Origin of the sequence: Phaeobacter italicus (assembly GCF_001258055.1) — a bacterium.
In the GTDB taxonomy this organism is placed as follows: Bacteria; Pseudomonadota; Alphaproteobacteria; order Rhodobacterales; family Rhodobacteraceae; genus Phaeobacter; species Phaeobacter italicus.
The window spans coordinates 183255-208296 of the sequence record NZ_CVRM01000031.1; the positions used below are offsets into that span (position 1 = coordinate 183255).

General features: G+C 59.4%; 21 protein-coding genes. 18 read left to right on the forward strand and 3 right to left on the reverse strand.

Annotation, left to right across the window (positions count from 1 at the left end; all coding sequences use genetic code 11):
• The first annotated feature begins 33 nt into the window (after positions 1–33).
• The 3 genes from NIT7645_RS12215 to NIT7645_RS12225 all read left to right on the forward strand — a co-directional run bounded on the left by NIT7645_RS12215 (position 34) and on the right by NIT7645_RS12225 (position 3628).
• Complete coding sequence (locus NIT7645_RS12215) at positions 34–1293, forward strand: cytochrome P450 (RefSeq protein ID WP_050687195.1); 1260 nt, start codon at positions 34–36, stop codon at positions 1291–1293.
• A 105-nt stretch (positions 1294–1398) separates the two neighbouring features.
• Positions 1399–2688, forward strand: coding sequence for a type I glutamate--ammonia ligase (locus NIT7645_RS12220; protein WP_008559096.1), 1290 nt, complete (start codon positions 1399–1401; stop codon positions 2686–2688).
• Between the two features lie 178 nt (positions 2689–2866).
• The gene (locus tag NIT7645_RS12225; RefSeq protein WP_008562878.1) at positions 2867–3628 is read left to right on the forward strand and encodes an FkbM family methyltransferase; all 762 of its coding nucleotides are present in this window, start codon (positions 2867–2869) and stop codon (positions 3626–3628) included.
• Between the two features lie 25 nt (positions 3629–3653).
• On the opposite strand, the gene NIT7645_RS12230 is transcribed toward NIT7645_RS12225, so the two are convergent.
• On the reverse strand, positions 3654–5012 hold the full coding sequence (locus NIT7645_RS12230) for an aspartate aminotransferase family protein (RefSeq protein WP_008561213.1): 1359 nt from the start codon (positions 5010–5012) through the stop codon (positions 3654–3656).
• A 40-nt stretch (positions 5013–5052) separates the two neighbouring features.
• Complete coding sequence (locus NIT7645_RS12235; RefSeq protein ID WP_008563115.1) at positions 5053–5832, reverse strand: IclR family transcriptional regulator; 780 nt, start codon at positions 5830–5832, stop codon at positions 5053–5055.
• 157 nt (positions 5833–5989) lie between these two features.
• Between NIT7645_RS12235 and NIT7645_RS12240 the strand changes: the two genes are divergently transcribed.
• From NIT7645_RS12240 to NIT7645_RS12285, 11 genes are all read left to right on the forward strand, one after another.
• Positions 5990–6946 (forward strand): tripartite tricarboxylate transporter substrate-binding protein, encoded by a 957-nt coding sequence (locus tag NIT7645_RS12240; RefSeq protein WP_050672846.1) that lies wholly within the window; start codon positions 5990–5992, stop codon positions 6944–6946.
• A 112-nt stretch (positions 6947–7058) separates the two neighbouring features.
• Positions 7059–7589, forward strand: coding sequence for a tripartite tricarboxylate transporter TctB family protein (locus NIT7645_RS12245; protein WP_050687197.1), 531 nt, complete (start codon positions 7059–7061; stop codon positions 7587–7589).
• 43 nt (positions 7590–7632) lie between these two features.
• A complete protein-coding gene (locus NIT7645_RS12250; RefSeq protein WP_046210626.1) occupies positions 7633–9252 on the forward strand; it encodes a tripartite tricarboxylate transporter permease in 1620 nt (539 codons plus the stop codon).
• Complete coding sequence (locus tag NIT7645_RS19340; RefSeq protein ID WP_074964257.1) at positions 9159–10601, forward strand: aldehyde dehydrogenase; 1443 nt, start codon at positions 9159–9161, stop codon at positions 10599–10601. Before NIT7645_RS12250 ends, NIT7645_RS19340 begins: the two co-directional genes overlap by 94 nt.
• A gap of 55 nt (positions 10602–10656) precedes the next feature.
• The gene (locus tag NIT7645_RS12255; protein WP_050687199.1) at positions 10657–11934 is read left to right on the forward strand and encodes a Tm-1-like ATP-binding domain-containing protein; all 1278 of its coding nucleotides are present in this window, start codon (positions 10657–10659) and stop codon (positions 11932–11934) included.
• 225 nt (positions 11935–12159) lie between these two features.
• Entirely contained in the window at positions 12160–14253 is a 2094-nt protein-coding gene (locus tag NIT7645_RS12260; RefSeq protein WP_008561611.1) for an FAD-dependent oxidoreductase, read from the forward strand.
• A 1-nt stretch (position 14254) separates the two neighbouring features.
• Positions 14255–15430 carry an acetyl-CoA C-acyltransferase gene (locus NIT7645_RS12265; protein WP_008558786.1) on the forward strand — a complete coding sequence of 392 codons (1176 nt, stop codon included), beginning with the start codon at positions 14255–14257 and terminating at the stop codon, positions 15428–15430.
• Between the two features lie 111 nt (positions 15431–15541).
• The gene (locus NIT7645_RS12270; protein ID WP_008562843.1) at positions 15542–16741 is read left to right on the forward strand and encodes an acyl-CoA dehydrogenase family protein; all 1200 of its coding nucleotides are present in this window, start codon (positions 15542–15544) and stop codon (positions 16739–16741) included.
• Positions 16738–17871: an acyl-CoA dehydrogenase family protein gene (locus NIT7645_RS12275; RefSeq protein WP_008560193.1), complete on the forward strand. Its 1134-nt coding sequence runs from the start codon at positions 16738–16740 to the stop codon at positions 17869–17871. The genes NIT7645_RS12270 and NIT7645_RS12275 overlap by 4 nt, the downstream gene beginning before the upstream one ends.
• A complete protein-coding gene (locus tag NIT7645_RS12280; protein ID WP_050687201.1) occupies positions 17825–18271 on the forward strand; it encodes a PaaI family thioesterase in 447 nt (148 codons plus the stop codon). The genes NIT7645_RS12275 and NIT7645_RS12280 overlap by 47 nt, the downstream gene beginning before the upstream one ends.
• A 66-nt stretch (positions 18272–18337) precedes the next feature.
• Complete coding sequence (locus NIT7645_RS12285; protein WP_008559555.1) at positions 18338–19858, forward strand: class I adenylate-forming enzyme family protein; 1521 nt, start codon at positions 18338–18340, stop codon at positions 19856–19858.
• A gap of 63 nt (positions 19859–19921) precedes the next feature.
• On the opposite strand, the gene rpe is transcribed toward NIT7645_RS12285, so the two are convergent.
• On the reverse strand, positions 19922–20611 hold the full coding sequence (gene rpe, locus NIT7645_RS12290) for a ribulose-phosphate 3-epimerase (protein WP_008560343.1): 690 nt from the start codon (positions 20609–20611) through the stop codon (positions 19922–19924).
• A 178-nt stretch (positions 20612–20789) separates the two neighbouring features.
• On the opposite strand from rpe, the gene phnC reads away from it, so the two are divergent.
• From phnC to phnE (NIT7645_RS12310), 4 genes are all read left to right on the forward strand, one after another.
• Complete coding sequence (phnC, locus tag NIT7645_RS12295) at positions 20790–21608, forward strand: phosphonate ABC transporter ATP-binding protein (RefSeq protein WP_008561567.1); 819 nt, start codon at positions 20790–20792, stop codon at positions 21606–21608.
• A gap of 61 nt (positions 21609–21669) precedes the next feature.
• Complete coding sequence (phnD, locus tag NIT7645_RS12300) at positions 21670–22578, forward strand: phosphonate ABC transporter substrate-binding protein (protein ID WP_008559488.1); 909 nt, start codon at positions 21670–21672, stop codon at positions 22576–22578.
• A gap of 152 nt (positions 22579–22730) precedes the next feature.
• On the forward strand, positions 22731–23600 hold the full coding sequence (gene phnE / locus NIT7645_RS12305) for a phosphonate ABC transporter, permease protein PhnE (RefSeq protein ID WP_037302967.1): 870 nt from the start codon (positions 22731–22733) through the stop codon (positions 23598–23600).
• A complete protein-coding gene (gene phnE / locus NIT7645_RS12310) occupies positions 23597–24973 on the forward strand; it encodes a phosphonate ABC transporter, permease protein PhnE (RefSeq protein ID WP_050687203.1) in 1377 nt (458 codons plus the stop codon). The genes phnE (NIT7645_RS12305) and phnE (NIT7645_RS12310) overlap by 4 nt, the downstream gene beginning before the upstream one ends.
• Positions 24974–25042: the final 69 nt, after the last annotated feature.

Sequence of the window (25042 nt, forward strand, 5' to 3'; positions counted from 1 at the left end):
AATATACAAATGAACCGAGAGGGAGAAGTGCAAATGACTGTCTGGACACCATTGGACGATGGCTACGCAGATCTGAGCAGTCATGACGCCTTTGCAGATGGAGCCCCCCACAACACCTTTTCGCGACTGCGCCGCGAGGATCCGCTGCACTGGACTGAATATGAGGGCGGGGCGAATTTCTGGTCCGTCACGCGCTATGATGACATCACCAAGATGAACAAGAACACAGAGGTGTTTTCTTCTGCGCGCGGGATCCGGATGGAGGATCAGACCTACGAGGAATATCTGGCCCGCCGTACCTTCCAGGAAACGGATCCGCCAGAACATTCCCAGGTTCGCATGAAGTTGCTGAAAGCGTTTTCCAAGACCACGATGGCGCAATACGAGGAGGACTTCCGCACCCTTTGTGCCGAAATACTGGACCAGGCGCTCGCCAAGGGCAGTTTTGATGCGACCAAGGACATTGCCCGCCAGCTTCCGATGCGGATGCTTGGCCGGGTGGTAGGTCTGCCGGATGATGATTTGCCTTGGTTGGTCGAAAAGGGTGATGCGCTTATTGCCAATACAGACCCTGATTTCACCTCCCACGTTCTGGACAAGATGGATACTGACGCTTTCCGGATGATGCCCTTCAATTCGCCAGCCGGAGCGGAGCTCTATGTCTATGCCAAGGAGTTGATGGAGGCAAAAGAGAAGGCAGGGGATACCTCAGGCGTACTCAATATGATTTTGCAACCTGCTCGCGATGGCTCTGTCATTACAGAGACAGAGTTTCGCAATTTCTTTTGCCTGTTGGTTGCGGCGGGAAATGACACCACGCGGTATTCGATTGCCGCAGGCATCCAGGCTCTGTGCCACCAGCCGGAGTTGCTGGCGCAGATGCAGCGCGGGGGCGCGGTCTGGGAGACGGCAGCGGATGAGATCATCCGATGGGCGACGCCTGCGCTCTATTTCCGCCGCACTGCCACCCGCGACGTTGAAATGCACGGCAAAACCATCCGCGCCGGTGACAAGGTGTTGTATTGGTTTGCCTCCGCCAACCGCGACGACAGCTATTTTGACGATCCGTTTCAGGTTGATCTGATGCGCAGCCCGAACCGACATCTGTCATTTGGGCAGTTTGGTCCGCATGTTTGCCTGGGAATGTGGTTGGCACGGCTGGAAGTGACCGTACTGTTTCAAGAGCTCGCCAAACGCATTCGCCATATCGAGCCAGCCGGCCCCCACAGATTTTTGCGATCCAACTTTGTGGGCGGCATCAAAGAATTGCCGGTCCGCATCGAGGCTGCGTAGGATCACAGTCACGGCAGCCGCAACCGCTGCGGCCAAATCGTATCAAGACAGGGGCCATCCGCACGCCAAAGATGCCAACGCCCTTTCAACAGGAAGGAAAACCTCATGAAGCCCCGTCTGCGCGCGTTGTTTTGCGATCATCTGAGTATCATGCGAGGCAAATACCTCCCCGAGGGCAAGATTGGCGATGACAGTACCCGGTTTTGCAGGTCTGTGTTTGGGACACATTACGACAAGGATCTGCTTGATGCGCCCGGCGCAATGGTCAAGCAGGGTCTGCCGGATATGGAGCTGCGCTGGCGGCATGATGATATCCGAGACAGTTGGCATCAGGATACCAAGATCGTTTTAGGCGACCTTTACGACGACGCAGGACACCCCTTGCCGCTTTGTCCGCGGGGCGCGCTGAAGCGTGCGGTTGCTGATTGGCAGGCGCTGGGCTTGACGCCCAAGGTGGGCATCGAGCTGGAAGCCTATGCCATGCAGGGGGATGAAGCAGGTCGACTGCAGCCCTATGATGCGCCCGGCGGGGTTGTCTATGGCACTGGCCCCTTTGCAGATCCGCTGCGCTTTAACGATCGTATCTGGGCGATGGCTGACGAGATGGGCTTTGCGCTGGATATGATCACGGCGGAATTTGACAGCCCCCAGTTCGAATACACGCTGACGTTTGATGACGCGGTGAAGGCCGTTGATGACATCGTTCTGTTTCGGTTGATGGCGCGAGAGATCGCGCTCGAATATGGCATTGTCCTGACCTTCATGCCCAAGCCAGTTCCCGAGGGCGGTGGCTCTGGCATGCACGTGAATTTTTCCTTCGTGGATGAAACAGGCGGCAATGCCGTCTCATCCGGGGCAAGGGGAGGGCCGGAGCATATGAATGACCTGGCTCGCGGGTGTCTTGCTGGGCTTTTGCACCATCATAAGGGGCTTGCCGGGCTGATCGCGCCAACGTCGAACAGTTACATGCGGCTACAGCCTGGCTCGCTATCGGGGTATTGGCAGAATTGGGGTGGTGATCATCGCAACGTCACGACCCGGATCAGCTCTGAAGGCGGGGCAAAGGCGCGGCTGGAGCACCGAATGGCGGATGCGTCCTCCAACCCATACACGACCGTCGCCGCAGTGTTGCAGGCCTCGCGGCTCGGCGTGCAAAACGGCTATGCACTGCCACCGATGGAAACAGGCGACGGTTTTGACCGCACCGATGCCAGAGAGGGCACCGCTATCGACCTGAAGGGCGCGGTTGCGGATCTTGAGGCAGACGCTGTGCTGGCAGAAGCGGTCGGAGCCGAACTGGTGGCCAACCACGTCTATATGAAGCGCAAAGAGGTGCGTAAAACCCGTGATCTCGAAGGGGAAGCCCTGCGAGATTTTTACGTGCATTTCATCTGAGTTCGGCAAGCCAACTGTCTTGGGTCGGATGTGACGTGCTGTCTTGGTGACAGGTTTATCCTTGCGATGCGGCCCCTTGCGCCGGTCCTTGTAAAGCGGCACAGCTGTCATCAATGATAGTGCGATCCAGTGCGGTTTGGTTCCGCTGGTGGATTGGGGCGAGGGCGAAAGGCAAGGCATGACCAACAATGAGACACCCCTTGATGATGGCCCTGTCGCTGAAACCGCCGACGGCTCATCCGAGGTTGCTGCCAGTTGCCACGGGGTGAATGTGCCCGCGAGCCGGTTCCTCAGCGACACGCGGATCCGGCGCATCAATGCAGGGCGATACGAGGGGCAGGAAATCACCGGGGCACTGCATGTCGTGCGACCTGATGACAGGGTGTTGGAGATCGGGGCCGGGATCGGACTGGTCGGTGCCATCATCGCCAATATCGCAAAGCCACAGAAAGTTGCGTCCTTTGAGGCCAATCCGGAGCTGATCCCTGTCATTCAGCAGCTTTATGAGATGAACGGTTTGCAGGAGCGGATTTCGGTGCGCAATGCGGTGTTGGTCAGCGGGCCTGAACGACCTGCCACTATGCCGTTTCATTTGCGCAGCAGCTATTTGGGCTCCTCGCTTTTGAACCCGTCAGAAAGGCCGTCACGCGTAGTCGAAGTGCCGACCGAAGACCTGGCGCAGGTCTGTGAGGCGTTGAAGCCGACGGTTCTTGTGATGGATATCGAAGGTGGAGAGCTGGACTTGTTGCAACACATGGACCTCAGCCCGTTTCGCGCTGTGATCCTTGAGTTTCATCCAGAGGTCTATGGCGTTCCAGGGATGCGGGCCTGCAAGCGGGTGTTGCGAGACGCTGGGTTTGCAAAGGAGGATGCTGTCTCTACGCGGACGGTCTGGACCTGCGTGCGCCAAGGTGCTGCACAAGACGCGCAAGGAAGCTGACGCCAGTCGCCAGCTTCCGCTAGGGTCAGCGCGCCGCCGCCGTGAGGCCATCATCCAGCGCACCGAGGATTACATCGGCATCTGCCCCGGTCAGGATCAGGGGCGGTGACAGGATGATATTTGGGCCTGATACGCGCACCATGGCGCCGGATTGATAGGCGACCTCTTGAACGGTGGCGATGGTTGCCTTGTCAATTGGCGTTTTGCTTTCGCGGTCTGAAACGAGTTCGAGCGCACACATCAGACCATGTCCGCCGCGCACATCTCCGATCAGGGAATGCTTGTCGCGCAGGTCCAACAGGCCCCGATGGAGCTGTGTTCCACGTGTAGCAGCGTTTTCTGGCACGTTCAGTTTTTCGGTCTCCGCCAGGCAGGCCAGTGCGGCCGCTGCGCCAACCGGATGGCCTGAATAGGTGTAGCCATGTCCGATGGCCGCAGCACCTGTGCGGTCGTTTTCAAACACCTCAGCCACGCTGCCTGTGATCATGACCGCACCAAACGGGAAGTAGCCGTTGGTGATTGCTTTGGCCGTCGCCATCAGATCCGGCTGCACACCCCAGTGACGCGAGCCTGACCAACTGCCGGTGCGTCCAAAGGCTGTGATGACCTCATCCGCGATAAGCAGAATGCCGTGTTTCGTGCAGATGTCCCGCACTCCCGGCATGAAACTCTCATGCGGTGGGATCACACCACCTGCGCCTAGGATCGGTTCCATGATGAAAGCGGCAATGGTCCCGGAGCCCTGAAAGGCGATTTCATCCTCCAGCGCCTGCAGGCACAGCTGGGCCAGTCGGGCGGGATCGCTTTCGTTGAACGGGTTGCGATAGGTGTATGGCGCCGGAATATGATGGCATCCGGGCAACAAGGGTTCGTATTGTGTCCTGAAGTTTGCATTGCCGTTTACAGAGGCCCCGCCCATATGGGTGCCGTGGTAGCCCTTCTTGAGGCTGAGGAACTTGGTGCGTCCGGCCTCGCCGCGGATCTTGTGGTACTGACGCGCGAGACGAAGCGCCGTTTCGACGGAATCCGATCCGCCAGAGGTGAAGAACGCCCGTGTCAGCCCGTCAGGGGCAAAAAACCGGCGCAGCTCTTCTGCAAGCTGGATAACCTGATCGTTGCTGGTACCCCGAAAGGTCGAGTAGTAGGGCAGCGTATCGAGCTGTCCCGCGATGGCGTCCTTTACCGGCTGGCACGAAAACCCGAGGTTCACATTCCATAGGCCCCCAACCGCGTCGACGGTTTCATGCCCATCCAGATCGGTGATGCGAACCCCCTGGGCGCGGGTCACGATGGTGGGGGGATTGGCCTGGCTGTCGGCTGGGTGTGCCATCGGATGCCAGATGGATTTGGCGTTGTGCTCTTTGAGGAAGTTGGAGTCTTTCATGGCATAAGCTCCTTGATGGGCCGTTTGGCCTGCAAATGGGTCAGGTCGGCTCGATCTGCGGATAGTTCGCAGGGACAGAGCCGCCAATACGGTGAATGAGTGTTGCACCAGCTCGCCGTAGGGCAGCGGGAATGTGCAGTTTCTGTTGTTCGCTCATGCGTGAAACGGGGGCTGCAACCGCGAGGGCGCCGATGACTTGCCGGTCTGGTCCGAAAATTGGCACAGCATGCGAATGGACGTCTGCCTCGAACCCGCCGATGGACTGTGCCATGCCGTCTCTGCGAACCTCGTCCAGCTGGCTGCGTACCGTCTCTGGATCGGTGATGGTCGCGGGCGTGTGTGCTTCAAGCGGCTGGGTGAGAGCAGTCTCGACAAAGGCTGGCTCGGCATACGCCAGAACGGCCAGCCCCGAGGATGTACCGTGATAGGTCAGCACCTCTGCATCTTCCATCATGACCTTGGTGGCATGGCGTGGCGAATAGGCATGCGACAATGAACTGAGCTGTGTTCCCTGCAACAGGGACAGGTGGGTCGTCTCGCCTGTTTCGTCGCTGAGATCGCGCAAGACGCGCCGAGATACCGAGAGAATCGGTACAGACGCCTCTCGCAGCGCTGCGAGGCGCAAAACCTGCGGGCCCAGCCTGTAAGAGCGGTCTCCCTCGGCTTGTTCGACAAAGCCGCAGTCCTGCAATTCGGTCATCAGGCGAAAGACAGTGGCCTTGTTCATGCCGGACAGCCGCGTCAGATCGCTCAGCCCGATCTCAGTGCGGCCGTGGTTGAAATAAGTCAACAAAGACAGGGCTTTGGATACGGTTCCCATGATCTGTCTTTTTGTCCTCCAAGGGGGATGTCAGGTGGAGAAACCCGCAGCTTGCGGGGCGATTTTCATTTTTGTTGACAGATAAGCGAGGGAGCGTCAATCTAAAAACAAACCAATGGTTCAAATAATGAACCGACATACCGACCGGGAGAGACCTATGAGACTGACAAGATGCATGACGGGCGCCGTGCTGAGCGCAGCGATGGTGATGGGGGCCGGTTGGGCCCCCGGCGAGGCCGCAGCGGAGTATCCGGAAAAGCCGGTGAACTTCATTGTCCCGTGGCCTCCCGGTGATCTGGAGGACGTACTGACCCGCATGATTGCCGAGGACTTTCAGCAGGAATACGGGGTTGCCGCCGCAGTGGTGAACAAGCCGGGTGGTGGCGGTGGGCCATTTCCGGGCGCAATCGAAGTCGCCAATGCCCCCAGTGATGGCTATACGATCGGCTCCTTTGTGATTGGCGTGCCTGTGATGGGGCATCAAATCGAGATCCCTCCGCTCACCCCTGCGAAATTTGATCCGCTGGGGATTTTCCTGACCTATCCCTTTGTGATCGCCACCTCTGGGGATGCGCCATATGCCACGATGGACGAGTTGGCGGCCTATGCTCAGGACAACGATGTGGCGCTTGGCCATTTCGGGGATGTCCTCACTCCGACCCAAGTTACCAAGGCCTATGCCAAAAACGCGGGTTTTGAGTGGGGCTCTGACGCGGCGTTTGATGCGCTGGATTGCAATACGCTGGCGTCTGGCGACGCAGATGTCATCAACACGACTTTGCAGCTGATCCTGCCCTGCCTCGATCAGGTCAAGGTGCTGGTGTCGATCACCGATGAACGTATTCCGCTGGTGCCGGATGCGCCAACCATTGGTGAGCTGGACGAAAGCCTGAACATTGCACTTTGGAATGGGCTTTTCGTGACCAAGGACACCCCGCAGGATGTGCGCGAAAAGATCATCGCGGTGGCAGAGAAAACCATGATGAGCGAACGCGCCCAGGCAGTCGCCAAAGAAACGGGTGCTTTGGTCTACTGGCAGAACGCTGACGACAGTGCTGCTCGCGTGGCTGGGGATATCGACACAATGGGGCGCATCGGTGCGCTGCTTGAGTAACGATTGAGATGCCCCCCGGTGGCCCTGTCTGATCGACCTCATGTGACGTAATGAGGGTTGGGCAGGGCCATCCTTCCGATGATGCTTTGATCTGAAAAGGGTGAGCCGCAAGATGACAACGGAACGAGAGCGCCGTTTTGTTGGCCCGCGCCGTGGACAGCTAGTGTTTGCAGCGGTGTTCGTCGCACTGTCCGCGCTGTTGCTGGTCATGCTGCCAGAGCAGACCGCCTGGACAAAAAAGACGAAGCTATTTGCGCAACCACGGTTCTGGCCCGCCATCGCCCTTGGGGGAATGGCGCTGTTTGCGGCGCTGCATCTTTATCGCCTGCCCTGGAAAAGAGTGAGCCGCTACGACATGCGCGAAGTCCGCAAGTGGAGCGAAGCTGTCGAATATGCGGGCTGGTTCATGGCCTATGTGATCATGGTCCCGGTGATTGGCTATCTTCCCGTGACAGTGGTTTTCGTACCCGCCTTGGCATGGCGCATGGGGTATCGCAGCCGGGGGATGCTGTTGCTCAGCGTGGTTTTTGCCGTTGCTGTCGTGATCCTGTTCAAGGCGGTTCTGGCGGTCCGGATACCGGGTGCAATGCTCTATGAATATTTCCCGTCGGCACTGCGCAGCTTTGCCATCCTGTACCTCTAAGGGCCTCCTTTGTGGCGGACCTTATCAATCAGACGAGTGACAGATGGACCTCCTGATTTCTGCATTTGATATCCTGCTGCGTTGGGACGTTGCGCTGGCTCTGCTGGCAGGGTCTGTTGGTGGTGTTCTGATTGGTGCGATTCCCGGGGTTGGCCCCGCGGTGGCAATCGCCATTCTGTTGCCTGCGACGTTTTCCCTGGATCCGATTGTCGGTCTGACCGTGTTGCTGGGGATCTATGGATCTTCCATGTACGGCGGTGCCATTCCGGCTATCCTGATCAATACTCCGGGAACCGCGGTCAACGCGCTGACCACCTATGATGGTCATCCAATGACTGCACGGGGTGAGCCACGGAGGGCGCTCAGCCTTGCGTATTCGGCCAGTTTCTTTGGCGGAGTGTTTTCCGTCGTGTGCCTTATCCTGTTTGCGCCGGTTCTGGCCAAGGTCGCGCCGATGTTTGGCTCTCGCGAGATCTTTCTTGCCGCCCTTTTGGGGTTGATCCTTGTTGTGGTTGCTCATCGGGGCCAGACTTTGATCGCAGGGGCGCTGGCCTGTCTGGGCATTTTCCTGAACACGATTGGGATGGAGCCGGTCAAATACACCCAACGCTACACGTTCGGGCAGGATTTTCTGGGTGGCGGTATCAACCTTATCGTTGTGGTGCTGGGCCTATTTGCCTTGTCACAGGCATTTGTGCTGCTCACGGATGAGGACGAAAAAATCCGTGTCAGCCGGTTGCGCGGTGGGCTGTTTCAAGGGCTGCGTGAACTGGCGCGTCACCCCCGTGTTGCCGGTGTGTCCGCGAGCTTTGGGGTGTTGATGGGAATGATCCCCGGTGTAGGTGAGTTCACCGCCCAGTTCATGTCCTATACCTATGCGCAAAAGACATCCAAGCGGCCGCAGGATTTTGGGCGCGGATCGTCTGAGGGGTTGATCGCGGCAGAAACGTCGAACAACGCTGTTCCGGCCGCAGCGATGGTTCCGCTTCTGGCGCTGGGAATTCCGGGAGAGGCGCTCACCGCGATGATGTTGTCGGTGTTCTATGTCCACAACGTGGTGCCCGGCCCCGGATTGTTCCAGAATGACATGGATTTCGTCGTGGCGCTTTATCTGGCCCTTCTGATCCTCAATGTTCTGGTTCTGGTTTTCTTGCTGTTCGCAACCGGCGCGCTTGTTCAGGTCGTCCGCATTCCCAATCGTTTCCTCGGGGTCTGCATTCTGACGCTCAGCTTTGTGGGGGTCTATTCGCTGCGCAACTCCGTCACCGATTGCCTTTTGGCAGCTGGTTTCGGGGTGTTTGGGTTTGTCCTGAAGCGACTGTCACTTCCGGCGGTGCCGATCATCCTTGGAATGGTTCTTGGCGGCATCATGGAGGTCAAGCTGCGCGCGGCCATGGCGCGGATCAAGACGCCCTTTGATTTCATTGACCGCCCGGTGGCGTTCATTCTCTTTTCTCTCATCATCATTGTGCTTGTGGCGCACGTCTTGCGGGTGCGCAAAGACCGCCTGAGCCTAAAGGAGGCCGAATGGCAGACCAAGACCGCATCAACCAGCTTCGGCGCGCTGATGTGGCGCCGCAGAAACTCTTTCTTGAAGGCGCATGGCAAGAAGGTACGGGCGCGCCACTCGAGGTTACTTCGCCGATTGACGGGACTGTTCTGACCACGCTTTCCGGGGCTTCAGCAGCTGATGTGGACCGGGCCGTCACCTCGGCCCGGCGCGCGTTTGAGGATGGCCGCTGGTCAGCGCAATCACCAGCAGCGCGCAAAAAGATTCTGATGCGGATTGCTGAGCAGATCGAAGCGGAAGCGCTTGAGCTGGCTGTGCTGGGTGTTCGTGACAATGGCACGGAAATCAACATGGCGCTCAAGGCAGAGCCGGGGTCCGCTGCTGGAACGTTCCGCTACTATGCAGAGGCGTTGGATAAGGTCGCAGGCGAAGTTGCCCCAACCGCGGCGGACGTCCTGGGCCTTGTCCAGCGGGCGCCCGTCGGCGTGGTGGCAGCGATCGTGCCTTGGAATTTCCCTCTGATGATTGGTGCATGGAAACTCGCGCCTGCGCTTGCGATGGGCAATTCCGTTGTCTTGAAACCTGCAGAAAGCGCCTCTCTGTCTCTCCTTCGCTTGGCTGAGATCTGCGCAGATTGCGGTTTGCCGGATGGTGTCTTGAATGTCGTGACCGGAAGTGGCGCGCAAACCGGTGCAGCATTGGCTGAACATATGGATGTTGATGTGATGGTCTTCACCGGGTCCGGTGCGACCGGCCGACGCTTGTTGGAGGCCTCTGCAAGATCCAATCTCAAGCGGTGCTATCTGGAGTTGGGCGGCAAGTCTCCCAATATCGTGTTCGCCGATACCAGGGATCTCGACCACGCGGCAAAGGTGTCCGCTATGGGTATCTTCCGAAATTCCGGTCAGGTCTGCGTTGCGGGCTCACGTCTGCTGGTGGAGGCGTCTATCCACGACGAATTTGTCGAGCGTCTCCTATCTCATGCAGAGGCTTTGAAGGTGGGCGATCCGCTGGACTTGTCCAGTCAGATCGGGGCGGTGAATTCTGAGGGCCAATTGGCCGCAAACCTGGCCCATGTCGCAAAAGCAGTCGCGGAGGGGGGAGAGGTTGTTTGTGGCGGAGACCGGATCCTGACAGAGACAGGCGGCAGCTACATGGCACCAACCATCGTGACAGGTGTCAGGCAGCAGGCCAGCCTGTTCCAAAAGGAAGTGTTTGGGCCGGTTTTGTCAGTGACGCCATTTGAGACCGAAGACCAGGCCCTGCAGCTGGCCAATGCGACCGACTATGGGCTCGCGGCTGGGGTCTGGACCGCCGATCTGTCGCGCGCGCACCGCTGTGTTGCGAGGATCCGTGCCGGTGTCGTTCACGTGAACACCTATGGCGGTGCGGACAACACTGTTCCTCTCGGCGGTGTCGGGCAGTCCGGCAATGGTCATGACAAATCGCTGCACGCGCTCGACAAATATGTCGATCTGAAAACCGCGTGGATCCAGTTGTGATGCGGATTTTGCGACGGCAAAACCCGCAGCCTTCGGCGAGAGTATTTTGGGAAAGATGACGGCGCGGGCGCGCGTCAGTGAGCGTGAGGGAGGCGAGGCATTGACGGACAAGACCATTCTGATTGCAGGCACATATGACACCAAGGATGACGAACTGGGCTACTTGGCCGAGGTGATCCGCAATCAAGGCGGGCAGGTTCTGACGATGGATGTCAGCGTGCTGGGTGACCCGCGTTTGCCGACGGACATCAGCAAACATGAGGTGGCCCAGGCTGGTGGCAGTTCAATTGAGATGGCGATTGCGTCTGGGGATGAAAACACCGCCATGCAGATCATGGGAGCAGGGGCGGCGACAAAGGCACTGGAACTGCATCGAGAGGGGCGCATTGATGGCGTTATCGTTCTGGGCGGCACCATGGGAACCGATCTGGCCCTTGATCTATGCTCTGCTCTGCCGATCGGGGTGCCGAAGTACATCGTCTCAACAGTGGCCTTTTCGCCGTTGCTGCCGCCCGATCGGCTCCCTGCAGACGTTCAGATGATCCTGTGGGCAGGTGGGCTCTATGGGTTGAACGGGATTTGCAAGGCGTCCCTGTCGCAGGCGACGGGTGCGGTTCTTGGCGCGGCGAGGGCGGTTGAGCCGCCGACCAGGGATCGCCCGCTGATCGGCATGACGTCATTTGGCAAGACGGTTCTGCGCTACATGGTCACGTTGAAACCCGAACTTGAGGCGCGCGGTTTTGATGTGGCTGTCTTCCATGCCACCGGCATGGGGGGGCGTGCTTTCGAAAGTCTTGCGGCGGAAGGTGCCTTTGCTGCGGTAATGGATTTCGCACCGCAAGAGGTGAGCAATCATCTGTTTGGCGGGCTTTCTGCCGGTGAAAGCCGAATGACAGGGGCAGGCAAGGCCGCGACACCGCAGATGATTGCGTCCGGCTGCCATGATCTGGTGGATTTTGTTGGTTGGCAGGCGGTGCCCCCGCAACTGGAGGGACGACCGATGCATGCCCATAATCGTTTGCTGAGTTCAGCGGTCCTGTCTCCGGCAGAGCGGGAGCAGGTGGCGCAGGAGATCGGGCGCAAGTTGTCCGGCGCGCAAGGGGCAGTGGCAGTGCTTATTCCAGATGGGGGCTGTCATGAATGGGACCGGCCAGATGCGGATCTGCATGACGCTGAAGGGCTTCGGATATTTTGCGACGCACTGGAAGCGGCCAGCCCCACGTCAGCCGAAGTGCACCGCCTGTCCTGCCACATCAATGATCCCGCATTTGTCGATCACGTGCTGCTGATCTTTGACCGGTGGCTGGCAGAAGGGATTATCGACGCACCGTAACAGGCTGACGCAACCGGGCCGGGCTTGGCAAACGCGGCTGGGGCGCGGCATCATGGGACTTGCCAGCTGCTGGGGCGGGACTTAGGGTCTGGCGCATATTTGCGGAATTAAATTCCGCTTTGCGAAATTCACGAGGTTTGCAATCATGGACAGGATGCTCTGTTCGTGTTGCGCTGCCGTCCGACCGCTGACGCAGATGGTGACCTCGAAGAGGAGGACAGATCCATGACGCATGCCATCCACTACGAACGTGTCGACGACATCGCGATCCTGAAGGCGCAGAACCCACCGGTCAATGCGCTGGGGATCGACGTGCGGCTGGGACTTCTTGCCGGGATCGAACGAGCCGAGGCAGAGGGTGCACGTGCTGTTTTGATCTATGGCGATGGTCGGACGTTTTTTGCCGGGGCGGACATTCGCGAGTTCGGCAAGCCGATGAAAGATCCGGGCCTGCCTGATCTTTGCAATCGTATCGAGGCGGCGGATCTGATCGTTGTGTCGGCCCTGCATGGCACCGCTCTGGGTGGGGGGCTCGAGGTTGCATTGTCATCGCATTATCGTATCGCGGTGCCGAGCGCCAAGATGGGGCTACCAGAGGTGCATCTTGGAATTTTGCCGGGTGCCGGTGGGACGCAGCGACTGCCAAGGGTTGCCGGGACCGAGGCGGCCTTGGACATGATCACGTCAGGGCGCCATTTTGGCGCGGCGGAGGCACTTGAGAAGGGTGTGATCGACCGGGTGCAGGAGGGCGAGCCTCGCGAGATCGGTCTGGCCTACGCGCGTGAACTGTTGGACCAGGGCGCACCGCGCCGCCCCGTCTGCGATATGCCAGCTCCGGCGGCGGTGGATTTTGATGCGGTCTATGAAAAGACCCTCGCAAAGGGGCGTGGTCAATTGTCCCCTGCAACAGCTGTCCGGGCTGTTCAGGCGGCCTGCGAGGCTGCGAGCTTCCTTGAGGGGCTGCGTCGTGAACGCGAGCTGTTCACCGAATTGATGGAAAGCGATCAGCGTCAGGGTCTGATCCACGCGTTTTTCTCAGAGCGGGCGGTGAGCAAGCTGCCTGAACTGGCAGATGTCACACCACGCGATGTGGCCTCTGTCGGTGTCATCGGCGGCGGCACTATGGGGGCTGGTATCGCAACCGCTGCTTTGCTGGCGGGGGTGTCGGTGGTTCTGGTAGAGCGCGACGCATCCGCAGCGGAGGCCGCAGGCCAGCGCATCAGTGGCAATCTGAGCGGAGCTCTCAAGCGCGGCAAGATCAGCCAGGACCAGTTCGACACAATGACCGGGGATGCACTGGAACTGGCAACCGAGTATGGCGCACTGGGGCAGGTCGATCTGGTCATCGAAGCGGTCTTTGAAGACATGGACGTCAAGCGCGAGGTCTTTGAGGCGCTTGATGCCAACTGCAAGCCTGGCGCAATTCTTGCAAGCAACACGTCGTATCTTGATATCAACGAGATCGCGGCCGCCACCAGCCGCCCACAGGATGTGATCGGGCTGCATTTTTTCTCGCCCGCGCATGTCATGAAACTGCTGGAGGTCGTGGTGGCGGACCAGACCGATCCTGACGTGGTGGCGACGGGTTTCGCGCTTGGCAAACGGCTGCGCAAGATCTCTGTTCGCTCCGGGGTATGTGATGGTTTCATCGGCAACCGGATCATGAACGCCTACCGCAAGGCGGCGGACTACATGGTTTTGGACGGGGCCTCTCCCTATCAGATTGACCGGGTGATGACCGGGTTTGGGTTTGCAATGGGGCCTTTTGCCGTGGGTGACCTTGCCGGGCTCGATATTGGCTGGGCTGCGCGCAAGCGCCGTGCGCCACACCGGGATCCGCGTGAACGGGTCGTGCATTTCGCGGATATGCTGTGCGAAGGTGGCGACTTTGGTCAGAAGACTGGCAAAGGGTTTTATGTCTACGAGGCAGGCAAACGCGGTGGTACGCCAAATCCCGATGTCGAAAAGTACATTGCCCAGGATCAGGCCGATCAGGGTGTCAGTCCGCGCGAGTTCTCAGATGCCGAGATCCTGCGCCGCTATATGTGCGCAATGGTGAATGAAGCCGCCAAGGTGGTTGGAGAGGGCATCGCGCGGCGTCCACTGGATGTCGATATGGTTCTGCTCTTTGGCTACGGTTTCCCGCGCTACCACGGTGGCCCGCTCAAATGGGCTGATTTGCAGGGGTTGGCCGGTATCCTGGCAGATATCGAAACCTACGCCAAAGAAGACCCCTATTTCTGGCAACCTGCCCCGCTGTTGCAGACGCTGGTGGCTGAGGGGCGTTGCTTTGATGATCTCAACAAGGCGGAGAAATAACGTGAAGCAAGCTGTCATTGTCTCTGCCGCACGGACCGGTCTCGCGAAATCCTTTCGAGGATCGTTCAATCAGACACACGGCGCTGCAATGGGGGGCCATGTGGTAAAGGCCGCTGTCGAGCGCGCGGGGCTTGAGGGAGGAGCGGTCGAAGACTGCATCATCGGCTGTGGATTTCCGGAAGGAGCAACAGGTCATAACATCGGTCGCCAGATCGCGCTGCGGGCGGGCTTGCCGGACAGTGCGTCCGGTATGACCGTCAACCGGTTTTGCGCCTCGGGTTTGCAGACGATTGCCCTCGCGGCGCAGCAGATCACCGCAGAGGGTGCAGGTCCGATGGTCGCGGGTGGGGTCGAGAGCATTTCGATGGTCCAGCCCAACGTCAAACAGATCCAGGACCCTTGGCTGCGTGAACACCGGCCCGAAGTCTACATGACGATGATCGACACAGCCGATGTGGTCGCAGACCGTTACGGGATCAGCCGCGAGGCGCAGGACGCCTATGGTCTGCGCAGCCAGCAGAGGATCGCTGCGGCGCAGGCGGGCGGTCATTTTGCCGATGAAATCGTGCCTATGAGCACAACCATGGCAGTCAAGGACAAGGAAACCGGAGAGGTCAGCACCCGCGACGTCGTGGTGGACCGGGACGAATGCAACCGCCCTCAGACGACGCTGGACGGGCTGGCTGCGCTGGAGCCAGTGCGAGGCCCCGAGAAATTCATCACCGCAGGCAACGCCAGCCAGCTGTCTGACGGGGCCGCTGCCGTTGTCATGATGGAAGCAGATGAGGCGAGCCGCCGGGGGCTGGAGCCGATGGGTGCGTTTCGCGGATTTTGCGTTGCAGGATGTGCGCCGGATGAAATGGGGATCGGGCCTGTCTATGCTGTGCCGCGCCTTCTGGAGCGTCATGGGCTCAAGGTCGAGGACATTGATCTGTGGGAACTGAACGAAGCCTTCGCCAGTCAGGCGCTTTATTGTCGTGACACACTGGGCATTCCGGACGAGATCTGCAACGTGAGCGGTGGTTCAATTGCGATCGGCCACCCCTTTGGCATGACTGGGGCCCGTATGGTTGGCCACATCCTGCGCGAGGGAAGCCGCCGCGGCGCGAAACTGGGTGTAGTCACCATGTGTATCGGCGGCGGAATGGGCGCTGCAGGCCTGTTTGAAATCTACTGACAAACAAGACAGCAATCACCTGCCCCGACCTATCGGGGCAGGGCCGGTCTTGGGGAGAGACCGCAAAAAGGGGACGAACACAAAGCCAAGGCACAGGGAGGTGCATGCGGTATGGATCTGAACTATTCGGCCGAAGAACTGGCTTTCCGCGATGAGGTCCGCGAATTTCTGCGAGAAGAGCTGCCGACGGATCTGTCCGATGCCGTTCGCGAGGGGCGCAGCATCGGCAAGGAGGGGCACGAGCGCTGGCACAGCATTCTTAATGCCCGTGGCTGGCTCGCTCCGAACTGGCCTCGCGCCTACGGTGGCTGTGCTTGGAACGCCGTGCAGCGGCATATTTTTGAAGAAGAATGCTGTCGCGCCCATGCGCCACGCATCGTGCCTTTTGGTCTGACCATGCTTGGTCCCGTCTTGCAGAAATTTGGCTCTGACGCGCAGCGTGACTATTTTCTGCCCCGCATCCTGTCGGGAGAGCACTGGTGGTGTCAGGGTTATTCGGAGCCCGGCGCGGGTTCTGATCTCGCCAGCTTGCGGACGCGGGCCGTGCGTGATGGTGACCACTACGTCGTTAACGGCCAAAAGACTTGGACCACATTGGGCCAATACGCCAATTGGATTTTCTGCCTCGTGCGGACAGACCCTGACGCAAAGCAGCAGGAGGGCATTTCCTTTCTGCTGATCGACATGGACACGCCGGGCATCGAAGTACGGCCGATCATCTTGCTGGACGGCACGCATGAGGTAAACGAAGTCTGGTTCACGGATGTGCGGGTGCCGGTTGAAAACCTCGTGGGTGAGGAAAACCAAGGTTGGACATACGCCAAATATCTGTTGACCCACGAACGGACCAACATTGCCGGTGTCGGATTTAGTCAGGCCGGGTTGGATGCCGTCAAACGCCTTGCCCGCCAACAAATGCACCGTGGACGACCTCTTGCCGAGAGCCCACATTTCGCGGCGCGGCTTGCCCAGGTCGAAATTGACCTGATGGCGATGGCGACAACGAACTTGCGGATCATTTCGGCGGCGGCTGCAGGGCAGGCACCGGGTGTCGAAAGTTCGATGCTGAAGGTCAAAGGCACTGAAATCCGCCAGGAGATCAACGATCTGGCAAGGCGGGCAGCAGGGGCTTATGCCCTGCCCTTTGCCTCTGAGGCGCTGGAGGGCGACAACAGCAACCTTGCCCAGCCGGAGGGGACCTCCGCCGTCTCCGCTCAGTATTTCAACAATCGCAAACTGTCGATTTTCGGGGGCTCCAACGAGATCCAGAAGAACATTATCGCCAAGGTCAAACTGGGAGGTCGGACATGAACTTTCAGCTGAGCGAAGAGCGTCAGATGATGCAGGACAGTCTGCGCCGGTTTCTGGCCGACCGTTATTCTGCCGCCCAACGCGACGAAAGCGTCAGCAATGCAATCGGGTTTGCGCCGCAGATTTGGGCGCAGCTCGCAGATCTTGGGATCCTTGGCGCGTTGCTGCCGGAAGATGTCGGCGGATACGGCGGTAAAGGTTTTGACCTGTCGACCGTGTTTGAGGAACTGGGCCGCGCAGGTGTTGTGGAACCGGTTCTGGATACGGCTGTCTTGTGCGGAACATTGTTGGCATCAGATCCGCAAGGGAAGGGTGCCGCGCTGATCGAGGGTCTGATTGCGGGCAATGTGCAGCTGGCCTTTGCCCATGGTGAAGTAAACAGCCGATATGAACGACTATGGGTCGAGACCCGCGCCTCTGCTTACGGCGATGATATCGTGCTGATTGGCCGGAAATCCGTTATCGTAAACGCTGCAGGGGCCGATCACCTGATCGTTTCAGCACGCGAAAGTGGGGACACCGATGATCGTGAGGGGCTTTCGCTGTTCCTTGTCGACACCAAGGCCGAGGGCTTGCAGATGCGCAGCTCGGCCCTCATGGCCGGGGGCTGTGCCGCGGAAATCGATTTCGACAATTTGCGCATTCCGTCCTCTGCCCGTATCGGTCCTGCTGGTGGTGCCTCTGAGATGATCGAGGCGGCATTGGCGGCTGCCGAGGTTGCGCTGGCGGCAGAGACGCTTGGGGCGATGGAAACCGCCACACAGCTGACTATGGACTACCTTGGAACCCGCCAGCAGTTCGGTCGCCCGATTGGCAGTTTTCAGGCGCTTCAGCATCGGGTGGCAGATATGTTGATCGAATTGGAGCAGGCCCGCTCTGCCGTGATCAATGCAGCCGGCCACTTGGAGGAACAGCCCGCTGTGCGGGATCGGCACATCGCGGCGGCCCGCAATCTTATTGCGCGGGCTGGTCGCAAGATTGCAGAGGAAGCGATCCAGCTGCACGGTGGGATCGCAATGACCGCGGAATACGAACTGGCCCATTTTGCCAAGCGGATCATTCTGGCAGAGCACCGGTTCGGCGATGCTGATACGCAATTGGAGCGGTTCATTGACCTCTCGGCAGCCTGACGCGCAAATCCGGCTCATTGATGATCCGGGGTGTCAGCAGATGGTTGGCTACAGAACAGAGATCGATCTGGCGACGGGCGATTGTGAGGTGACGCTGGACCTTGGCCCGCAGCATCTCAATCGCAACGGGCTCCTGCACGGCGGGATCGTCGCCACTCTCATGGATGTGGTCTGCGGAAACACGGCATCGCAACATTTCGACCCGCAAGCGCATCCGCCCGTGGTCACGGTTTCGCTCACCCTGTCCTATGTCGCGGCTGTTCAGGCGGGACGCGTTCGCGCAACAGCCGCTGCGCAGGGGGGCGGGGCGTCGCTCGCATATGTCAGTGGCGCGCTTCATGGCGAGGATGGCACGTTGTTGGCGACGGCAAGTGGGGTCTTCAAACGCATCAAGCGCTAGCGGCGCGGGCAGACGATTATCAAGAGAGAAAACACTTCGGGACTACGGCAAGCCGGGAGGATCACAATGACAGCATGGCATGCTCATCTGGAGCCGCATTTACGGGACCGGCCAGAGGCTATCGCATTTCGTGACAGCCTGGGGGAGATCTGGAGCTTTGCCGCACTTGATCGCGCCTGCGGAGATCTGGCTGAGCTGCTTGCATCCGCTGGTGTCCGTCCGCGTGATCGGGTGGTTGTGTTGTGCGAAAACGCCTGTGTCACCGTCGCGGCCCTCTTTGCGATTTCCCGGCTGGGAGCGGTTGCTGTTCCGGTGAATGCCCGAATGCAGGGGGCCGAGATCGACCGGATCCTCAGCCATGCGGCGCCACGGATCGTGCTGATGACATCCGCCGCGTCAAAGGAAGCAGAGGATCACGCCAAACGCCTGCGGGCCGCGCATAGAGGCACCCGATGGGAGGGGTGTTTTGGCTGTCTCGACGTTGCTTTTCTTCCCGAAACAGGGGCCACTGATGGCGGCGATGTTCCACAGGACCTTGCGGTACTTCTTTACACCACAGGAACAACCGGCGACCCCAAGGGCGTGATGCTGAGCCACCGGAACCTGGCCTTTGGTGGCGGGGCGTCGGCCCAGTTGAGGGATATGACCGCTCGGGATGTGGTCTATGGGACGCTGCCGCTTAGCCATGTGTTTGGTCTGGCCTCGGTTTTGACGGCATCTGTCATGATCGGTGCTGAGGTGCGGTTGGAAGCCCGGTTTTCGGCGCAGAAGTTTTATGAGGCGCTGCGCTCAGGCATCACCCTCGTCTCAGCAGTGCCGCAGATGCATGCGCTGGTGATGCAATATGCCAAAGAGCAGGGGCTGCAAACTCTGGGCAGCCCCGACCTGCGGTATGTGTCCTCTGGCGCGGCGCCTCTCGATCCGGATTGGAAAACTCGTGCAGAGGCATTTTATGGTGTCGCCTTGCAAAACGGCTACGGCATGACCGAAGCAACCGCGGGCATCTGCGCTACACGCAGTGCAATTGGTGATCCCGATGTCTCTGTTGGCCCGCCCTTGCCAGGGGTTGAAGTGCGCTTGGATCAGACTGTGTCAGGTGGCGGCGATGGACTGGGGGAGGTGTGCCTGCGCGGAGACAACGTGATGCTTGGATATTTCCGCAACCCCGCCGCTTCGGCAGAGGTGCTGAGCGCAGATGGCTGGTTGCGCAGCGGGGATATGGGCTGGATGGATGCGGCAGGGCATTTGCATATCGATGGGCGATCCAAGGAACTGATCATCCACGGCGGTTTCAATGTGTTTCCGCCAGAGGTGGAAGCCGCTCTGAATGCCCATCCACAGGTGGTCCAATCCGCTGTTGTCGGCCGTCCTATCAAGGGTGATGAAGAGGTCATCGCCTTTGTGCAGCACGCGGCGGGCGATACCCCTGATGTGATGGAACTGCGCTCTTTCGTGGCAGAGCGTCTGGCGGGGTACAAACGACCGGCCCATATTGTCCTGACCCTCGCGCTGCCTGCTGCGCCTACCGGGAAAATCCTGAAACACAGGTTGCTGGGACATTTTGCAGATCGGCTACCTGCCACGTGACCCCGCAAAAGAAAGAGGCGCCCGGGCGGACGCCTCTCTATTAGGTGATCTGCCCGCTGGGTCTTAGGCCCAGACGCCGTTTGCTGCGGCGCGGATGTTGCGAATGTTCTCGCCGTAGGCCTCTGGGTTGTCGACAGAGCCCCCTTTGAAGACAGCGGAGCCTGCTACCAGAACGTCGGCACCGGCTTCGGCAACCAGCGGTGCGGTTTTCGGATCAACGCCACCGTCGATTTCAATGTGGATCGGTCGGTCGCCGATCATATCGCGCAGCGCACGGATCTTGCCGGTCATGTCGATGAATTTCTGACCACCAAATCCGGGGTTCACGGTCATCACGCAGATCAGATCGGTCAGGTCGAGAAGATGGGCAACTGCCTCGGCCGGGGTGCCGGGGTTGAGCGCAACGCCGGCCTTCATGCCAGCACCGCGGATGGCCTGCAGGGTGCGGTGAATATGCGGGCCTGCCTCTACATGGGCGGTCAGAACGTCAGCGCCTGCATCGGCGTAGGCGTCAATGTAGGGATCGACCGGGGCGATCATCAGGTGCACGTCCATAACGGTTTTCACATGCGGGCGGAACGCTTTCACAGCCATCGGGCCAAATGTGAGGTTCGGCACAAAGTGCCCATCCATCACATCCACATGGACCCAGTCGGCCCCCTGGGCTTCGATGGCTTGGATTTCCTGGCCAAAGTTGGCGAAGTCGGCGGACAGGATTGAAGGCGCAATCTTGATCTGACGGTCGAAAGACATTGCAGCGGTTTCCTTGGTTCAATGGAAGAGCGTCTTGGCGCCATATAGCGGCTTCGGCCCTGCGCGCCTAGGGGGGCAAGGCTGATCGGGCAAGGGGCGTTACAAAACTTTCACCGCCCTGACACAGAACCTTTGATCCGCTGGCATATCCCCCTGTCCAAAGAGACGGGAGCCCGACGTGCTGCGAATTGACAAACTGACCAAGAGATTCGGTGACAAGGTTGCGGTGGACACTGCGACGCTGGACATCGACAAGCCCTGCATGATCGGCATCATTGGCCGCTCTGGTGCTGGCAAATCCACCCTGCTTCGGATGATCAACCGACTGGGCGATGCCACTGAAGGCCGGATCCTGTTCGACGGTCGGGACGTCACCCAGTTGCGCGGCAAGGAAAAGCGGGCCTGGCAGTCTGAGTGCGCGATGATCTTTCAGCAGTTCAATCTGGTGCCGCGTATGGATGTTGTCTCCAACGTACTGCATGGCACGCTGAACCGGCGCTCGACACTTGCGACCCTCTTCAATCTTTACCCGATGGACGACATCCACCGCGCCATCGATATTCTCGATCGTCTCGGAATTGCCGAACACGCCGCAAAGCGGGCCGAGGCCTTGTCTGGCGGTCAACAGCAGCGTGTCGCGATTGCGCGGGCCCTGATGCAGGATCCATCAATCATTCTGGCGGATGAACCGATCGCCTCGCTTGATCCGATGAACGCCCAAACCGTGATGGAGGCCCTGCGCCGCATTCACGAAGAAGACGGCCGCACTGTCATTGCCAACCTTCATACGCTGGATACTGCCCGCCGTTACTGCGACCGGGTGGTCGGCATGCGCGACGGGCGGATCGTTTTTGATGGCTTGCCTGAGCAGCTGACCACCGGCGTTGCCCGCGAGATCTATGGCGCTGGAGCCGACTTCTCCGAGGCGGCGACGTCAACCGAAATTGAAACCCTGAACCGCACGCACCCACGCAAAGAGCCTGTTGCGGTTTTGTGAGCCCTTTCCCACCACGCCCGGTCACGGTCGTGCCGGGATTTTCAATCAGAGAGATGACATCATGAAACGTCTGTTTGCTGCCATTCTGGCCACCACTGCGATGACTGCTCCGGCTGTTGCTGAGACCACCGAAATCAAGGAATTCCGCATCGGTATCCTTGGCGGCGAGAACGCCCAGGACCGTCTGAACAACAATGAATGTCTGCGCGAGCGCACTGAAGCGCTGCTGGGTGTCGAAACCAAGCTGTTTGCTCCGGCTGACTACAACGGTGTCATCCAGGGTCTGCTTGGCGGCACCATCGACATGGCTTGGCTTGGCGCATCCGGTTACGCCAAAACCTACCTGTCGGACCCCGAAGCGGTTGAGCCGATCCTCGTGAAGGTGAACAACGATGGCGGCTATGGCTACTACTCAGTTGGCTTTGCCCGCAAGGACAGCGGAATTACCTCTCTGGAAGATGTCAAAGGCAAAGTCTTTGGTTTCGGTGATCCGAATTCGACCTCCGGCTTCCTGATCCCCTCCATCGAAATTCCCAACGCCATTGGCGCGACCATGACATCCGGTGATTACTTTGGTGAGGTGAAATTCACCGGTGGCCACGAACAGACGATTGTTGCTGTGAACAACGGTGACGTGGACGCGGGTGTCACCTGGGCCGATGGTCTGGGCGAATGGGAAGATGGCTACAACTCGGGCGCGCTGCGCCGCGCGGTTGATGCCGGTCTCGTTGACATGAACGACATGGTGCAGATCTGGCAGTCCAAGCCGATCCCCGAAGGTCCGGTTGTTCTGCGTCGCGATCTGCCCGAAGACGTCAAACTGAAGATGACCGGCCTGATGGCGTCCTTGAAGTCCATGGATGCAGACTGCTTCTACGGTGTGGCCGCGGGCGAAGCGAAAGGTTTCATGCCGATCACCCACGACGCCTACGAAGTCATCATCGAAGCGCGTAAGCTGAAGTCCAACTAATTTTAGCACCAAGGCGTGCGGGGTTCGGAGCGTGAGTGCCGGACCCCGCCATTTTTCGACAGATCAGTTCCAAACCGCAGGTTCATCTGACGGCATTTGCCCAGATCCTGCCTGTCAGGGCTGACATGTCCAGCACGACGCAGGTTTCCCTCATGACAGATGTAAGTGCCGAGGCCCCGAATGTGGCCGATATCCGGGCAGACTACGCCGCGCTGATCCAGCGCAAGCGACTATATGGCGGGGCGCTGCTTGCAGTGTTCGTTGCCATGATGGTGGCGGGCTTTCGTGTTGCAGATGATCGCAACGCAGGATCCTTCAGCGATGGGTTCACCCGGATCTTCGACTACCCCGGAGAAGTGCTGAGCGAGGCCACTGAAAAAGCGGCACAGCTGCCGGGCCATGTCATGACCTTCTTTCCAGCTTTGGTCGAGACGCTGAATATTGCAGCGGCGGCGACCCTGCTGGGGGCAATCGCAGGCACGGTTCTGTCGTTGCTTGCAACCCGTGGCCTGGCGCGCTGGCCGTCCCTTATTCCGCTGTTCCGCAGGGTGCTGGATATCTGCCGTGCCATTCCGGAGATCGTCATCGCGCTCGTGCTGATCTTCCTTCTCGGGGGAGGGCCGGTCCCGGCCATGATCGCCATTGCGATCCACACGGCTGGCGCTCTGGGCAAGCTCTTTTCCGAGGTGAACGAGAACGCGTCGTTGAAGCCGGTTGAGGGGCTGTCATCGGTTGGTGCCAGTTGGGCACAGCGTATGGTTTTGGGCGTCTTCCCGCAGGTTGGTCCGAACTACGTCAGCTACGCGCTCTTGCGGTTTGAGATCAACATCCGCGCCTCTGCGATCCTCGGCTTCGTGGGCGCGGGCGGCATCGGCTACGAGCTGCGCAATGCGATGTCCTGGGGGCAGGGCCGCTATGACGAGGCTGCGGCCATTTTCCTGCTTTTGTTCCTGACCATCGTTTTGGTCGATCAACTGTCCGGCAAACTGCGTGACCGGCTGACCTATGGAGCCCAGTCATGACCACTTTTGATACGTCCGTTCCGCCGACACTGCGCAAGCTGGACATGGAACGGCTGTTCCTGCGCAAGCGATTGGTGAGCCTGGCCTTTCCGCTGATCATCCTGGCCTATCTGGTCTACGTCTTTTTTGCCTTTGACGTTCCGGGCCTTGCTGAGCGGCTGAACCCTCAGAACGCCCGCACCTTGGTGGCGGACAGCTACAGCTACAAGACCCACGTCACCAGGGACAATCGCAGCGGAGAGGTCAGTGTCGCCATCGAAGGTGAGCGCAAGGGCGCCTATCCGCAGGGTGAAGCACCGGAATGGGTCCAGCTGGCCACCGCGTCCTCAGATGTCACGATAATTGATCTGGAGGACGGCTATGTGGTTCGTTTCGGATCTGAAACGGTTGAGTTTGACATCCCCGGCTATGGGACGATCCGTGCAACCCCCAGTCGGAGCGCGGGGGTTCAGGCAGAATTTCCCGCAGGCGATCTGCCGGATTGGATCAATGCCTCCAAGAACCGCCTTGCAATCACGACAGAGGCGGGTCGCCTGACTGTGACCCGCAACCGGGCCGAGGTCTTTCGCTACTTCGCAGGCTGGGAACTGTTCTTTTTCACGTTGGACAGCCCCTACCACGGTGTGGGTTTGGGCAAGCTGATGACGTTGGCTGCGACCGGAGAAGCTGGCGCAATCTTCCACGACTTCTGGACCAACAAGATGTGGCGCCATCAGGACGTGGCCTGGGCAATTTTCGAAACCCTTCTGATGGCCTTTCTGGGCACAATGGGGGCTGGCATGATCGCCTTGCCTCTGGCCTTCGCGGCCACCCGTAACTTCATGCCGCTGCGCACCATCCGTTTTGCGACCCGGCGGCTGTTCGACTTTGTGCGCGGCGTCGACTCTCTGATCTGGACGGTTGTTCTGGCCCGCGCCTTTGGCCCCGGCCCGCTGACCGGCGCGCTGGCCATTCTGGTGACGGACACCGGCACCTTCGGCAAGATCTTCTCTGAGGCGTTGGAAAACGTCGACCAGAAGCAGATCGAAGGGGTGGCCTCTACCGGGGCAAAGCCCGCGCAACGCTATCGGTTTGGTGTCATCCCACAGATCACGCCAATTCTGCTGAGCCAGCTTCTCTACTTTCTCGAATCCAACACCCGGTCTGCCACCATTATCGGTGCCATCACGGGGGGCGGCATCGGTCTGCTGCTGACGCAGGCGATCATCACCCAGAAAGACTGGGAAGAAGTTGCTTACTACATTGTCCTGATCATTTTGATGGTCATGCTGATGGACTGGCTGTCTGGCTGGTTGCGCAGCCGCCTGATCAAGGGCGAGCAAGGCCGCAAGGGACGTAAAACCAAATCGGGCAAAGCCCTACTGCTGCCCTGATCCCACCTCGGTCCCGGACGGCTGGCGTATGTTTGCCAGCTGTCCGCTGTCCCCATGTCTGATGCGAGA

Bases quoted from the DNA above. Each gene is read 5' to 3' on its own strand.
- phnE (WP_037302967.1), top strand. From the start codon at position 22,731: ATGACAGATGTAAGTGCCGAGGCCCCGAATGTGGCCGATATCCGGGCA.
- NIT7645_RS12280 (WP_050687201.1), top strand. From the start codon at position 17,825: ATGCTGATACGCAATTGGAGCGGTTCATTGACCTCTCGGCAGCCTGAC.
- phnE (WP_050687203.1), top strand. From the start codon at position 23,597: ATGACCACTTTTGATACGTCCGTTCCGCCGACACTGCGCAAGCTGGAC.
- NIT7645_RS12225 (WP_008562878.1), top strand. From the start codon at position 2,867: ATGACCAACAATGAGACACCCCTTGATGATGGCCCTGTCGCTGAAACC.
- NIT7645_RS12230 (WP_008561213.1), bottom strand. From the start codon at position 5,012: ATGAAAGACTCCAACTTCCTCAAAGAGCACAACGCCAAATCCATCTGG.
- rpe (WP_008560343.1), bottom strand. From the start codon at position 20,611: ATGTCTTTCGACCGTCAGATCAAGATTGCGCCTTCAATCCTGTCCGCC.
- NIT7645_RS12245 (WP_050687197.1), top strand. From the start codon at position 7,059: ATGACAACGGAACGAGAGCGCCGTTTTGTTGGCCCGCGCCGTGGACAG.
- NIT7645_RS12250 (WP_046210626.1), top strand. From the start codon at position 7,633: ATGGACCTCCTGATTTCTGCATTTGATATCCTGCTGCGTTGGGACGTT.
- NIT7645_RS12285 (WP_008559555.1), top strand. From the start codon at position 18,338: ATGACAGCATGGCATGCTCATCTGGAGCCGCATTTACGGGACCGGCCA.
- NIT7645_RS12275 (WP_008560193.1), top strand. From the start codon at position 16,738: ATGAACTTTCAGCTGAGCGAAGAGCGTCAGATGATGCAGGACAGTCTG.
- NIT7645_RS12270 (WP_008562843.1), top strand. From the start codon at position 15,542: ATGGATCTGAACTATTCGGCCGAAGAACTGGCTTTCCGCGATGAGGTC.
- NIT7645_RS12215 (WP_050687195.1), top strand. From the start codon at position 34: ATGACTGTCTGGACACCATTGGACGATGGCTACGCAGATCTGAGCAGT.
- NIT7645_RS12240 (WP_050672846.1), top strand. From the start codon at position 5,990: ATGAGACTGACAAGATGCATGACGGGCGCCGTGCTGAGCGCAGCGATG.
- NIT7645_RS12255 (WP_050687199.1), top strand. From the start codon at position 10,657: ATGACGGCGCGGGCGCGCGTCAGTGAGCGTGAGGGAGGCGAGGCATTG.
- NIT7645_RS12235 (WP_008563115.1), bottom strand. From the start codon at position 5,832: ATGGGAACCGTATCCAAAGCCCTGTCTTTGTTGACTTATTTCAACCAC.
- phnD (WP_008559488.1), top strand. From the start codon at position 21,670: ATGAAACGTCTGTTTGCTGCCATTCTGGCCACCACTGCGATGACTGCT.
- NIT7645_RS12220 (WP_008559096.1), top strand. From the start codon at position 1,399: ATGAAGCCCCGTCTGCGCGCGTTGTTTTGCGATCATCTGAGTATCATG.
- NIT7645_RS12260 (WP_008561611.1), top strand. From the start codon at position 12,160: ATGACGCATGCCATCCACTACGAACGTGTCGACGACATCGCGATCCTG.